Genomic DNA, 13090 nt, shown 5'->3' on the forward strand with positions numbered 1-13090 from the left:
ATGCGCGACACGCTGCATCGCTTCTTTCGGGCGGCGCGCGGCGCCGGGGTGAAAATCTCGCCCGCCGAAAGTATCGATGCGATGCGCGCGGTCGCCGAGGTCGGTCCCTCCGATCGCGGCATCCTGCGCGATGCGCTGCTGCTGACGCTGGCGAAATCCGGCGACGACAAGGCCGCGCTCGGCGCCTGTTTTGATACCTTCTTCACCCACCCCGAGTTCGAGCAGCCTCCAGCGGCAAATGACGACGACGCGAAGGATGCGGACGAGGGTGCGAGCGAGAGCGGCACCGAAACTGCGGAAGGCACGGCGTCCGGTCAGGCTCCTGCCGAACTCGGTTCGCTCGCGCAGATGCTGCTGGCGCAGGACCGCGCCGCCATTGCCGCGGCGCTTTCAAACGCATCGAATGCCGCCGGCCTGACCGACATCCGTGTCTTCACCCAGCGGGGGCTGTTTGCCAGCCGGGTGCTCGAGCAGCTCGGGATCGCGCAACTGCGCGACGACATCGATGCGCTCACGACCCGCAATCCAGCAGATGCAGAACGGCTTGCAACGGCGCTCCGCAGCCTGCGCGAGACCGTCAGCGAAATGGTCGCGCAGGCGCTGCTGCTCTATGGCCGCGAGGAGAAAGAGGCGTTGCGCAATGAGATCCTGCGCAATGCGCCGATGGCGCGGCTGGAACAGCGGCAGATCGCGCAGATGCGCGTTCTGATCCGGCAGATCGCGCGGCGGCTGCGCGAACGCTTCAGCAAGCCGCGCAAACGGCAGCGCCGTGGCCATCTCGACGTCCGCCGCACCATCCGCCGCAATGCTGCTTGGGGCGGCGTGCCGTTCATGACGGCATGGAAGCGCCGTCATCGTGACAAACCGAAGATCGTCGCTATTTGCGATGTCTCGGGCTCGGTTGCGCAGGTCTCCGACTTCTTCCTGCTGCTGATCCACAGCCTGCATGAAGTTGTGTCCGATGTGCGCTCCTTCGCTTTTTCCGGCAACCTGATCGAAGTCAGCGAAGTCCTGGAGAAAAACAAACCTGAAGAGGCGATGAAGCAGATCATGTCGTCGGTTGGCTACGGCTCGTCCGACTATGGTCGCTCCTTCGTCGATTTCGAGAAGGGTTTCATGAGCGCGATCACGGCGCAGACCACGGTCATTGTGCTCGGCGATGCCCGCAGCAACAATCTCGATCCGCGCGCCGACATCTTGCGCCGCATCGGCGAGCGTTCGAAGCGGCTGGTCTGGCTCAATCCGGAAGGACGGATGGGCTGGGGCTTCGGCGATTCCGAAATGCCGCGCTATGCGACCTTCTGCAATGTCGTGCGCCAATGCGCGACGGCGCAGCAACTCGAGCGCGCCGTCGCGGATATCGTGGCGACCTATCAATAGCCGTCGTCATCAGCCGAAGGTGAAGGCATAGGCCCGCACGCCCGGATCGAGGAATTCGATTCCGAATGTACGGTCGGTGACGTCGCCAGCCTGCCGCACCAGCTGATACAGCTTCGCATCCGTCACGGTGCCATATCCCTCGGCATCGGTATCGGTGCCATGGCTGGCGCCGGGTGCTGCGCCATTGATGGTGACGCGGAAGCGCACCGGCTTGCCGTCCCGTGATGGGCCGAGAACCAGATGCAGGTCGCGGGCGTGGAAACGATAGGCGATACGGCCGGACGCCTCATCGAGCTGCGCATATTCGCGGCCGATGGTCCATGTGCCGCCCAGCGTCCAGCGGTTTAGCGGCAGCATGTCGATGCCGCGATAGAGGTTCGGCACGTCTTCACGTGCGCCGCCCGGTGAGGTGAAGCCGGTAGCCTGTCCATAGCCGAGATAGGTTTCCGACGACCGGAGTTGGACTTCGTCCGCCGCAACCTGCGTGCCTTCGGCTGTCACGGTTGCGGCGTTGTTGGTTGGCTCGTGGCCGGCCTCGGCGAGCAATTGCTGGATCAGCTTTTCTGACAGCGCGTAATTGCCTTCGCCGATCGCCTGATGACGAATGTGGCCATCGGCACCGACGAAGTAGAGGGCAGGCCAAGCATTGTTGCTGAAGGCGCGCCAGATCCGGAAGTCGTTGTCGATCGCGACGGGATAGCCGACGCCAAGCTTCGTTGTTGCAGTGCTGACATTGCCAACGTTCTTCTCGAAGGCGAATTCCGGCGTGTGCACGCCGATCACGACGAGACCCTGATCGCGATACTTCTCGGCCCAGGCACGCACATGCGGCAGCACGCGCAGGCAGTTGATGCAGGAATAGGTCCAGAAATTCACCAGCACGACCTTGCCCTGCAGGTCTTCAGCCTTCAGCGGCGACGTGTTGAGCCATTGCCTGCTGCCCACGATCGATGCGAGCGGACCAGACAGTGACGCATGGGGTGTGGCATTGCCGATGGACGTTCCGGCCTGCGCGGATGGCGCGGGCTGCAGCGTGTCGATCAGCTTGCTTTCAAACGCCGTCGTCGACGGCAGAGATAGTTGCGTCAGCAGGCGCGTATCCAGTCCGGCCCAGATCGCGATAGCGCCGAGCACCACTGCGCCACCCAGCGCGCGACGCACGCCGTCGCTCCATGGCATCAGCTCGCGCGCTTTGGCGAGCAAGCGTCCGCCCAGTAGCATGCCGGCGGCGAGTGACGTTGCCGCACCAAGACCATAGGCGAGCAACAGCAACACGGTATCGATTCCCGGCCCGTGCAGTGCCGCGCCGGTGAGGATCAGGCCCAGCACCGGTCCGGCACAGGGTGCCCAGACGAGGCCCGTCGCTATGCCGAGTAGCAGCGAAGCGACCGGTGTGCGTTTGGCGTTTGTATCATTCTGGCCGGCCCAGCCGGACAGCTTCACACCGAGTAGCACCAGCGGCGCCATCAGCCGCGTGGCCAGAGTCGGCAACAGCAGTGCCAGGCCGAATAGCGTCATTGCGATGAGGGCGATGGTTCTGCCATAGCGATTTGCCTCGATCGCCCAGTTGCCGGCGACAGAGGCGAGACTGGCGGCCACCGCGAAAGTCAGTGTGAGGCCGATCAGCAAGGGCAATCCGCTGCGGCGAAACGGCTGGTCCGCGCGGGCGAGAATGATCGGCAGGATCGGGAAGATGCAGGGCGATGCGATGGTGAGCAGGCCGGCTGCATAAGCGAGGATGAAGAGCGTCACGGTGATCTCCAGAAATACACGAGTGAAGCCGGCGACCATTCGGGGGAGCGCCGCGATCCGCGGACCGGTTGACGGTCCGCGGAAGAAGGTGAGGGTCAGATCAGGTTGATCGCGACATTGATGTTGCCGCGCGTTGCCTTCGAGTAAGGGCAGATCTGATGCGCGGCATCGACCACCTGGCGCGCGATGTCCGGCGCGAGGCCGGGCAGGCTGACATTGAGGCGAGCCTGCAGGAAGAAGTCGCCGCCGGTGGTGCCAAGGTCGACTTCGGTGTCGACGGCAACGTCGGCCGGCAGCTTGACCTTCAGATTGCCGGCGGCGCGCCCCATGGCGCCGATGAAGCAGGCGGACCAGCCGGCCGCGAACATTTGCTCGGGATTGGTGCCGGCGCCGGCCGAGCCGGGAGGCGACAGCTTGACCTCGAGCCGGCCGTCAGAGCTGCGCGAGGCGCCATCGCGGCCACCGGTGGTGTGGGTCTGGGCGGTATAGAGAACCTTTTCGATGGTGGTCGAGGTCATGGTCGTAGCTCCTATTTGTATCGTACGCGATGTAATCGAGTGCGATACAAATAACGGCTCCGATCCATCTGTCAACTCTTCCGATTTAATCGCATCCGATATATATGGATGCGATAGGTCACGTTCTCGTGTCCTGACGGGAGTGCGGACATGTCATCAAGCAAGCTAAAATCGGTCAAATCCGAGCAGGCCGGGCCGAAACTGTCGGATTTCCTTTGCTTTTCGATCTATTCAGCCAATCTGGCCTATGGCCGGGCCTACAAGCCGATCCTCGAAAAGCTCGGTCTGACTTACACCCAGTACATCGCCATCGTGGCGCTGTGGGAGGAGGACGGGCAGACCGTGGGCAGCCTCGGCGAAAAGCTGTTTCTGGAGTCCAACACGCTGACGCCGATCCTGAAGAAGCTCGAAGCGATGGGCTATCTGCGCCGGCAGCGCGATCCCGGGGACGAGCGGCAGGTGGTGATCAGCCTGACCGACGAAGGACGGCGGTTGCGCGAGAAGGGGCTGACCATGAATCTCGTCAAGGCATCCGGTCTCGAGCCGGACGAGTTCAAGAAAATGCAGCAGGGCGTCGCCACGCTGCGCGACAATCTCATCAAGGCTGCGCGCGAGAGCTGACCCGCGTATCGGCCATGCAGTGGCCGGCATGCGGGTGCATGCTGTGTCGTCCTCCTGTAACCTCGCGGCAGCAGATCAGTCCGAGAGGTTGGCGTGAGCGACATCGACAAAATTTTTACGCGGGCGAAATTCGCCGACGGCAGCCTCAACACGATTGCCGTCAGTGGCGGTCTGATCACCGAGATCATATCCGGCAGCGATCCAGCACCGACAACCGCAGAGACCGTCGATCTCGGCGGCACGCTTGTGATCCCGTCCTTCGTCGAAGGTCACATCCATCTCGACACCAGTTTCTACGGCGACGTCTGGCGGCCGCATGTGCCCTATTCGAACGGCTTCAACGTGCAGGAGCGCGTCGCCATCCAGGCCGACAACATGGCCAAGGCCGCGCCGATGGCCGAGCGCGCGCGGAGCCAGCTTGAGCTTTGCCTCGGCCACGGCAGCACGCGCATGCGCAGCCATGTGATGGTCGACGGTTCGGTCGGCCTGACATCGCTGGAGACCATCCTCGCCGTGCGCGAGGCGCATCGCGACCTCATCGACATCCAGCTTGTCGCCTTCCCGCAAAGCGGCATCCTGCGCAGCCTGGGCACGCCGGATCTGCTCGATGCTGCTTTCGATCTCGGCGCGAGCGTGATCGGTGGCCTCGACCCCGGCGGATTCGATCGCGATGTCGAGAAGCATCTCGACGTGGTGTTCGGCATCGCCGAGCGCCGCGGCGTCGATGTCGACATCCATCTGCATGATCCCTCGATGCTCGGCATTTTCGAGATCGAACAGATCTGCGCGCGCACGCGGGCATTGGGCATGCAGGGCCATGTCGCCATCAGCCACGCTTATTCGCTTGGCGATGTCGCGGCTGACGTGGTTCAGCGCACGGCGGAGGCACTGGCTTCGAGCGGCGTGGCCATCATGACCAATGCGCCCGGCGCGCGGCCGTTTCCGCCGGTGAAGCTGCTGCGCAAGGCCGGCGTCACCGTGTTCGGCGGTTGCGATAACATCCGAGACTCGTGGTGGCCCTATGGCGATGGCGACATGCTCGGCCGCGCCATGATGATCGGCTATCGCTCGGGCTTCAACACCGACGAAGATCTGATGCTGGCCTTCGACATCGTCACGGCCGGTGGTGCGAAAGCGCTGCGGCTGGAAGATCACGGTCTCCGCGTCGGCGCCAAGGCCGACTTCGTCGCCATCGATGCACCGCACGTGCCGCAGGCCGTGGTCGATCTGCCAAAGCGCCGCGCGGTCTACAAGAACGGCCGGCTGGTCGCGCGGGACGGCAAGGTCGTCCGAAAGGCTTGAATCATCGGCCAGACCCGTTACGACTGCGCCAAACAAAGCTGGCATGCCACGAGTTCTGGAGACGACGAATGCTTGAAACACCGCGCGCGCGACGGGGCATGGTGACCTCGCCGCATCACTTGGCGTCGCAGGCCGGTCTCGATGTGCTCAAGGACGGCGGGACCGCTGTGGAAGCGGCGATCGCCGTAGCGGCGGCGCTCGCAGTGGTCTATCCGCACATGACCGGCATCGGCGGCGACGGCTTCTGGCTGATCGCCGAGCCCGGCAAGGCGCCGATCACGGTGGATGCCTGCGGCCGCGCCGGCGCAGCGGTGGACCTTGCTTACTATGCGTCGAAGGGCGCTTCGGCGATTCCGTTCCGCGGACCGCTCGCTGCGAACACCGTCGCCGGGACCGTGTCCGGCTGGCAGAAAGCGCTGGATATCTCGCAGCATTGGCAGAAGCCGATGGCGCGCGAGCGGCTGCTGGAAAGTGCGATCTATTATGCCGAAAATGGCATCGTCGTTACGCGCAGCCAATCCGAACTGACGTCTGAGAAATTCGCGGAGCTGAAGGACCAGCCGAATTTCGCCGGGACTTTCATGCCGAACGGGCAGGCGCCGGCCGAAGGCGATATCATGAAGCTGCCGGCGCTCGGCGCGACGCTGAAGCGTCTGGCCGCCGAGGGCTTCGAGAGTTTCTACAACGGCAAGCTGGCCGACACGATCGCCGCTGACCTCGCCAGGGTCGCATCGCCCATCACCGGGGCCGATCTGCAGAACCATCAAGCCACCGAGCGTCCGCCGCTGTCGACCACGGTGCGCGGCGCGCAGCTGTTCAACATGGCGCCGCCGACGCAGGGTCTATCGTCGCTGATGATCCTCGCGATGTTCGATCGGCTCGGCGTCACCCAGGCCGAAGGTTTCGATCACATTCACGGTCTGGTTGAGGCCACCAAGCAGGCCTTCATCGTCCGCGACGAGCATGTCGGCGATCCCGATCACATGACGGTGGATCCCGCGACGTTCCTTGAGGACGCGAAGCTTGATGAATTGGCGCGCCATATCGATCGCAAGATTGCGCTGCCATGGCCGCATGTGCGCAAGCCCGGCGATACCATCTGGCTCGGCGTCATCGACGAACAGGGCCGTTCGGTGTCGTTCATCCAGTCGGTCTATTTCGAATTCGGCTCCGGCGTCGTGCTGCCGGAAACCGGCATCTGCTGGCAGAATCGCGGCGCCTCGTTCCGGCTTGCCGAGAGCGGCTGGAATGCGCTGAAGCCGGGCCGCAAGCCGTTCCACACGCTCAATCCCGCGATGGCGATCTTCGATGACGGCCGTCGTATGGTCTATGGAAACATGGGCGGCGAAGGTCAGCCGCAGACGCAGTCTGCAGTGTTCTCGCGCTACGGCATGTTCGGCATGCCGCTGCAGCAGGCGGTGACGGCGCCGCGCTGGCTGCTCGGCAAGACCTGGGGCGACGAGAGCGTCACGCTGAAGGTCGAGGATCGCTTCGATCCCGGATTGATCCAGCAGCTTCGGGATGCCGGTCACGTGGTCGAGGTGCTCGGCAGCTATACCGGCACCATGGGCCATGCCGGCGCCATCGTGCTGCACGCCAATGGCGTGCTAGAAGGCGCGACGGACCCGCGCTCGGATGGTGCTGTCGCCGCTTGGTGATCAACCCCCCATCATCTTGCGTAGCTCGGTCTTGAGGATCTTGCCGTTGGCGTTGCGTGGCAGCGGCTCCTTCAGGAAGGTGATGGTGTCCGGCACCTTGTAGTCGGACAGTCGCTCCGCGCAGTACTTGCGGATGTCGGCCTCATTGCCGCCATCGGGGCTGTAGACGAAGGCGTGTACGCGTTCGCCCAGCACTGGATCGGGCTTGCCCACCACTGCGCTTTCGACGATGGCGGGATGATGTGACATCACGTTTTCGACCTCGGTGCAGTAGATCTTGAAGCCGGCGCGATTGATCATGTCCTTCTTGCGGTCGACCACATAGACATAGCCGCCCGCATCCATGCGGCCGATATCGCCGGAGCGCCAATAGCCGCCGACGAAGCCGGTGCGCGTCGCATCCGGGTTGTCCCAATAGCCCGGCACGACCATAGCGCCGGCAATCAGCAATTCGCCGTCCTGGCCGGCCGGCACCTCGCGGCCGTCATCATCAGCAACCACGATATGCGCGCCGGTTACCGGGCGTCCGACCGAATTGATCTTGCTGACGGGCGAGCCGGGCGGAAACATCGTCGCGGGTGATGAAGTCTCAGTCGAACCATAGGCATTACAGAGATTAAGCTTCGGCAGCACCTCGGCGAGGCGCGTGATGGTCGCTTCGGGCATCGGCGCGCCGCCGAAGCCGGCGATGCGCCATGAAGACAGATCGTGACGATCGAAATCCGGCTGCAGCAGGCAGAGATTATACATCGCGGGCACCATTAGTGTGTAGGTCATGCGCTCGCGTGCCGCGACAGCGAGAAACTCCGGTGCCTTGAAGGTCGGCAGGATGACCGTCGTTCCGGCGACATTGATGGTCGCAAGGATCAATGCCACAAGCCCGGTGACATGCGATGCTGGCACCGCCAGCATGGTGACGTCACCGTCGTGCAGGCCATAGCCGTGCTGGAAGTTCAGCAGCGAATGGATGATGCTTGCATGGGTAAGCATCGCGCCTTTCGGGTTGCCAGTGGTGCCCGACGTATAGAGCAGAAACGCGGTGTCTTCCTGATGGAGTTCGGGAAGCGCAGCGGCAGGCGCATCTTTCGTCAGCTCCGCAAAGGATGGCGCACGCCCGCTGCCGACCACCCAGAGCTTGCGTAATTCGGTGCGTTGCTCGGGCAGGTTCACCTCGCAGTCGCTGTCATAGACCAGCGCCGAGGCCCGGCACTGCTGCAGCACATAGTCGATCTCCGGCATGCGTTGCCGGGTGTTGAGCGGCACGACGATCATCCCCGCGCGGACGGCGCCGAGCGCGCAGAAGATGAACTCCAGGCAGTTGCCGAGCAGCACCGCGATGCGCTCGCCCCTCTTGAAGCCGCAGGCGATCAGATTGTGGGCGACATTCTCCGCGACGCGGTCGAGCTCCGCATAGGCGACTCGTTCCTCGCCGAGCACCAGCGCGACGCCCTCCGGCTTTCGCGCGACAGCAGCGCGCAGCATGGCGTCGAGGGTCGGCGGACGATCGGAGAAACAGGTGACGACGCGGTCGCTGTAGAGAACTTCATGGCGGGTGGCCGGCGTTGAGGTTCCCGGCGGGATCTGTCCTTGCATGTCCGTCCCAGACGTTTTTTGCGCGCCGCAATCGGCACGCCCCGCCATTTGGCTGGCGATGATGACGTCAGGTTAATCAGCCATGCTGCGAATGCCAACCCGCCTCGCTGCATGGCTCGTAACGCGGGAGATGTGCGTCCGACGCTAGCGCGCTTCCACAGTCACGTGCTGCAATTCATGCACGGCCGCGAGGCGCTGCCGCACCGTCTCTGTGCTGGCTCCGCCGGCAAAGCCGACGATCGCGGCATGCGCACTGGGGCCGACGCGCCACACGTGGAGGTCGAAGATGCGGGCGTCGCCGGGGCGCTCGACCTCATCGCGGATTTCCTGTTCCAGATGCGGATCTGACGTGTCGAGCAACACGGCCGCCGTGTCGCACAGCAGATTCCACGCCCAGGCGGCGATGACGATGCCGCCGACGATGCCCATCACAGGATCGAGCCAAACCCAGTTCAGATAGCGGCCGGCTAGCAGCGCGGCGATGGCGAGCACCGAGGTCAGCGCATCGGCCAGCACATGCATGAAGGCGGAGCGCATGTTGTTGTCGTGATGATGCGCGCCGTGGTGATGGTCGTGGTCATGACCGTCGTGATGATGCCCGCCGCTCAGCAGAAACGCACTGGCGATATTCACGATCAAGCCGATGACGGCGATCACCGTGGCTTCGCCGAAAGCGACTGCGGATGGATTGAATAGCCGCTGCACGGATTCGACGGCGATGCCGAGGGCGATGACCGCCAGCACCAACGCAGAGGCAAAGCCGGCGAGATCGCCGACCTTGCCCGTGCCGAAAGTAAAGCGGCGGTTATGTGCGTTGCGGCGTGCATAGGCATAGGCACCCGCAGCAATGGCGAGCGCCACCGCATGGGTCGCCATGTGGAAGCCGTCAGCCAGCAGCGCCATCGAGTTGAAGACAGTGCCGGCAACGATCTCGCCGACCATCATCAGCGCCGTAAGGACGACCACCCACAGCGTGCGGCGGGTGTTCTCGTCGTGATTGTCGCCAAGAAACATGTGCTCGTGGGACAGGTGGTCGATGTCGTGGGTGCGCATACTGCCGGTCCTTATTTCGCGTACCGCCGGATAGCGGCGACGAGTTCTTCGGCGCCGGCCGCCCGGTCGTCGGCGCTGAGACCGGGATGGGCGACATGCTCGCGGACATGGTCCTCGATCAGTTCATCCATCAGCCCGCTCACGGAGCCGCGCACGCCTGCGACCTGATGCAGAATCGTGGCGCAGCCGGCGTCTTCGGTGATGGCCTTCTCGATGGCGGCCATTTGGCCGGCGAGCCGACGGACCCGGGCGAGCAGCTTGGTCTTGTTAGCGGTGAGATGCGACATAGGATAGTCCCCTACCCTATATTTCGTCCGAGCGAAAGTCCCCGCCCGGCGACAAGCCGGGCAGGGGAGTTTGCGGGAGGAGACGGAGAGGGATCGATCAGGCGGCCGCGGCCATCACGCGGGGATGGGCGACGTGTTCCTTGAGCACCAGGCCGGAAGCATCGACCTCGGCAAGCGAGACGTCGTAGCTCCAGAGATCGGCGAGATGCTGCAGCACCCGCTTGGCGTCGGCCTCATTCAGCAGGGCGCCATTGAGCACCGAATGCTTCAGCATCAGCCGGCGATCGCCGGCGAGGTCGACGTCCACCACTTCGATATTCGCATCAATCAGGCCGACGTCGTACTGACGCGCCAGCACACGTCGGACGCGGCGATAGCCACGCTCGTCATGGATGGCGTCGACGCGGATGCCTTCCGACACGGCCGGATCGTCATGCAGGTGGAACATCCGCATGTGGCGCATCAGTCGTGGGCTCAGGAACTGGCTGACGAAGCTCTCGTCGCGGTAATTCGCCCAGATATCGCGCAGGACCGCCATTGCATCGCCTTTGCCGGCGATATCGGGAAACCACGCGCGGTCTTCGTCGGTCGGATCGGTGACGATTTTTTCGATGTCCTGCATCATTGCGAAGCCGAGCGCATAGGGGTTGAAGCCCGAGAAGCGCCGGTCATCGTAATTCGGCTGGAACACGACATTGGTGTGCGACTGCAGGAATTCCAGGAAGTTGCCGTCCGAGATCTGTCCGGTCTGATGCAGTCGGCTCATGATGCGATAGTGCACGTAAGTGGCCGTGCCTTCGTTCATCACCTTGGTCTGACCTTGCGGATAGAAGTATTGCGAGATGTGCCGAACGATGCGGATGAGTTCGCGCTGCCAGATCTTCAGGCGCGGTGCGGATTTCTCCAGAAAGTACAGCAGGTTTTCCTGCGGCAGGCCGAGCAGAGCGCGTCGTCGCTCCGCGCTGAGCAGTGAGGCACTCTTTGTACGCCCCGTCGGCACCGTGCGCCACAGATCGTTGAACGAGGTTTCTTCGTGATTGCGGCGTTCTTTGGCGCGCTTTTCCTCGGCTCGCAAATCGAGTGATTTCTTACCGGGATAGCGATCGACGCCGTGCGACATTAACGCATGAGCGGCGTCGAGCGTCTGCTCCACCGCTGCGCGGCCATGCTTTTCCTCGCACTGCGCCACGTAGCCCTTGGCAAAATCGAGATAGTCGAGAATGCCGTCGGCGTCGGTCCACTGCTTGAACAAATAATTGTTCTTGAAGAAGTGATTATGGCCGAAAGCGGCGTGGGCAATCACCAGCGTCTGCATCGTCGCCGTGTTTTCCTCCATCAGGTAGGAAATGCATGGCGACGAGTTGATGACGATCTCATAGGCCAGGCCCATCAGGCCCTTGCGATAGGACGCTTCCTGATGGGCGAATTGTTTGCCGAACGACCAGTGCTTGTAATACAGCGGCATGCCTACGGACGAGTAGGCGTCCAGCATCTGTTCGGCAGTGATGACTTCGATCTGGTTCGGGTAGACGTTGAGGCCGAGCTCTTTTTCGGCGATCTCCTCGCAGGCATCGTGGATGCGCTGCAATGTGGCGAAGTCCCAGTCGGCACCTTCATAGAGACGGTCTGTCATGGAGCCACCCTCTCTTTGGCCTGGCGACGCTGAAACAGGTCGTGGAACACCGGAAAAATCTCACTGCGGTCGTTCACCTTGCGCATCGACAGCGGTGCACCTTCCGCGCGCAGCCGCTGATACAGCGTCCACAGTGAGGACTCCGACATTTCGAACGGGTGGCTGCCGCTCTCGCCCACTTCCAGATAGGCGAAGAACTGCGTCACCGGCAGGATCATGTCCTTGAGCAGGCGACCGGAGAGATCCCCGTCGGCATAGGAGTTGTCGCCGTCCGAGGCCTGTGCGGCATAGATATTCCAGTCGGCGGGGCGATAGCGTGACTGCACGATCTCATGCATGGCCTGCAGTGCGCTGGAAACCAGCGTGCCGCCCGACGCGGGGCCGTGGAAGAAGGTTTGCTCGTCGACTTCCTCGGCACGGTCGGTGTGACGGATGAAGACGATTTCGACCTTGCGATAGCGACGCGTCAGGAAGACATAGAGCAGCATGTAGAACCGCTTGGCGAGATCCTTCATGTGCTCGGACATCGAGCCGGAGACGTCCATCAGGCAGAACATCACCGCCTGCGCCACCGGCTTCGGCACGTTCTCGAAGCGGCGATAGCGGATGTCGATGGGGTCGATGAACGGAATCCGCCGCATCTTGGATTTCAGCCGCGTGATCTCTGCCAGCAATTCGGGGCGGCGCTCGTCATTGCAATGCTCCAGTTCAGCTTCCAACTGTGCAATGGCCTCGGGTCGCGGTCGCTGCAGTGCAACCCGTCGTGCCATGGCCAAGCGTACGGTGCGGCTGACCGAGATATTGGCAGGCGAACCGGACGTCGTATATCCGGCGCGGCGCAGGCCTTCGTTTTCGACTTCGGCCAGCTTGCGCTTGGAAAGATCCGGCAGTTCCAGGTCGTCGAGGAAAATGTCGACGAACTCCTCCCGGCTGAGCACAAACCGGAATGCATCCTCGCCGTCGCCTTCACCGGCATCGTTCGATCTGCCGCTCTTCGATTGCGGCCGTTGAAGGTAATCACCTTCCACAAATTTTACGTTGCCGGGCAACACCCGGTCGCGAATGCCGCCTTCGCGATAGAAGCGGGGCTCGTTCATCCCGTCGAGCGGGATGGACACTTCGCCGCCTTCCAGGACGTCTTTGATGTCGCGGTCCTGGGAGGCTTTCTTGACGGCTCCCTGAACCAGAGCTTTCGCGCGTCGCAAGAACCGCTGGCGGTTCTCAAGACTCTTGCTGCTCGGGTTCAGGCGTCTATCGACGATATGCATGGCCACGTTATGTTGGCTCCTTGCG

Annotated in this window: 11 protein-coding genes; 4 read left to right on the forward strand and 7 right to left on the reverse strand. The window is 63.0% G+C overall.

Going from position 1 to position 13090, the window contains the following annotated elements:
* Window positions 1–1380 (forward strand): VWA domain-containing protein, encoded by a 1380-nt coding sequence (locus tag LPB73_RS28360; protein ID WP_231078957.1) that lies wholly within the window; start codon window positions 1–3, stop codon window positions 1378–1380.
* A 9-nt stretch (window positions 1381–1389) separates the two neighbouring features.
* On the opposite strand, the gene LPB73_RS28365 is transcribed toward LPB73_RS28360, so the two are convergent.
* Both LPB73_RS28365 and LPB73_RS28370 read right to left on the reverse strand, forming a co-directional pair.
* On the reverse strand, window positions 1390–3132 hold the full coding sequence (locus tag LPB73_RS28365; RefSeq protein WP_231078958.1) for a cytochrome c biogenesis protein DipZ: 1743 nt from the start codon (window positions 3130–3132) through the stop codon (window positions 1390–1392).
* Between the two features lie 95 nt (window positions 3133–3227).
* The gene (locus tag LPB73_RS28370) at window positions 3228–3650 is read right to left on the reverse strand and encodes an organic hydroperoxide resistance protein (RefSeq protein ID WP_231078959.1); all 423 of its coding nucleotides are present in this window, start codon (window positions 3648–3650) and stop codon (window positions 3228–3230) included.
* A 150-nt stretch (window positions 3651–3800) separates the two neighbouring features.
* Here LPB73_RS28370 and LPB73_RS28375 point away from each other — a divergent pair, with 150 nt between their 5' ends.
* The 3 genes from LPB73_RS28375 (at window position 3801) to LPB73_RS28385 (ending at window position 7231) form a co-directional block, all read left to right on the forward strand.
* The gene (locus LPB73_RS28375; RefSeq protein ID WP_231078961.1) at window positions 3801–4271 is read left to right on the forward strand and encodes a MarR family winged helix-turn-helix transcriptional regulator; all 471 of its coding nucleotides are present in this window, start codon (window positions 3801–3803) and stop codon (window positions 4269–4271) included.
* Window positions 4272–4364: 93 nt separating this feature from the next.
* Window positions 4365–5573 carry an amidohydrolase family protein gene (locus LPB73_RS28380; RefSeq protein ID WP_231078963.1) on the forward strand — a complete coding sequence of 403 codons (1209 nt, stop codon included), beginning with the start codon at window positions 4365–4367 and terminating at the stop codon, window positions 5571–5573.
* A 68-nt stretch (window positions 5574–5641) separates the two neighbouring features.
* The gene (locus tag LPB73_RS28385; protein WP_231078965.1) at window positions 5642–7231 is read left to right on the forward strand and encodes a gamma-glutamyltransferase family protein; all 1590 of its coding nucleotides are present in this window, start codon (window positions 5642–5644) and stop codon (window positions 7229–7231) included.
* Here the strand turns inward: LPB73_RS28385 and LPB73_RS28390 are convergent, their stop codons facing one another.
* The 5 genes from LPB73_RS28390 to LPB73_RS28410 form a co-directional block, all read right to left on the reverse strand.
* Window positions 7232–8824, reverse strand: a complete 1593-nt coding sequence (locus LPB73_RS28390; protein ID WP_231078966.1) for a class I adenylate-forming enzyme family protein — start codon at window positions 8822–8824, stop codon at window positions 7232–7234. It abuts the gene before it with no gap.
* A gap of 144 nt (window positions 8825–8968) precedes the next feature.
* The gene (dmeF, locus tag LPB73_RS28395) at window positions 8969–9877 is read right to left on the reverse strand and encodes a CDF family Co(II)/Ni(II) efflux transporter DmeF (RefSeq protein ID WP_231078967.1); all 909 of its coding nucleotides are present in this window, start codon (window positions 9875–9877) and stop codon (window positions 8969–8971) included.
* 11 nt (window positions 9878–9888) lie between these two features.
* Entirely contained in the window at window positions 9889–10164 is a 276-nt protein-coding gene (locus tag LPB73_RS28400) for a metal/formaldehyde-sensitive transcriptional repressor (protein ID WP_231078968.1), read from the reverse strand.
* A gap of 97 nt (window positions 10165–10261) precedes the next feature.
* Window positions 10262–11797, reverse strand: a complete 1536-nt coding sequence (locus LPB73_RS28405) for a SpoVR family protein (protein ID WP_231078969.1) — start codon at window positions 11795–11797, stop codon at window positions 10262–10264.
* Complete coding sequence (locus tag LPB73_RS28410; protein ID WP_231081277.1) at window positions 11794–13065, reverse strand: YeaH/YhbH family protein; 1272 nt, start codon at window positions 13063–13065, stop codon at window positions 11794–11796. The genes LPB73_RS28405 and LPB73_RS28410 overlap by 4 nt, the downstream gene beginning before the upstream one ends.
* Window positions 13066–13090: the final 25 nt, after the last annotated feature.

It is taken from the genome of Tardiphaga sp. 37S4 (assembly GCF_021044645.1).
GTDB lineage: Bacteria > Pseudomonadota > Alphaproteobacteria > Rhizobiales > Xanthobacteraceae > Tardiphaga > Tardiphaga robiniae.

What these genes read in the sequence shown, in the direction of transcription:
- LPB73_RS28405 (WP_231078969.1), bottom strand. Translation starts at nt 11,797, where the DNA reads ATGACAGACCGTCTCTATGAAGGTGCCGACTGGGACTTCGCCACATTG.
- LPB73_RS28360 (WP_231078957.1), top strand. Translation starts at nt 1, where the DNA reads ATGCGCGACACGCTGCATCGCTTCTTTCGGGCGGCGCGCGGCGCCGGG.
- LPB73_RS28385 (WP_231078965.1), top strand. Translation starts at nt 5,642, where the DNA reads ATGCTTGAAACACCGCGCGCGCGACGGGGCATGGTGACCTCGCCGCAT.
- LPB73_RS28370 (WP_231078959.1), bottom strand. Translation starts at nt 3,650, where the DNA reads ATGACCTCGACCACCATCGAAAAGGTTCTCTATACCGCCCAGACCCAC.
- LPB73_RS28375 (WP_231078961.1), top strand. Translation starts at nt 3,801, where the DNA reads ATGTCATCAAGCAAGCTAAAATCGGTCAAATCCGAGCAGGCCGGGCCG.
- dmeF (WP_231078967.1), bottom strand. Translation starts at nt 9,877, where the DNA reads ATGCGCACCCACGACATCGACCACCTGTCCCACGAGCACATGTTTCTT.
- LPB73_RS28400 (WP_231078968.1), bottom strand. Translation starts at nt 10,164, where the DNA reads ATGTCGCATCTCACCGCTAACAAGACCAAGCTGCTCGCCCGGGTCCGT.
- LPB73_RS28390 (WP_231078966.1), bottom strand. Translation starts at nt 8,824, where the DNA reads ATGCAAGGACAGATCCCGCCGGGAACCTCAACGCCGGCCACCCGCCAT.
- LPB73_RS28410 (WP_231081277.1), bottom strand. Translation starts at nt 13,065, where the DNA reads ATGCATATCGTCGATAGACGCCTGAACCCGAGCAGCAAGAGTCTTGAG.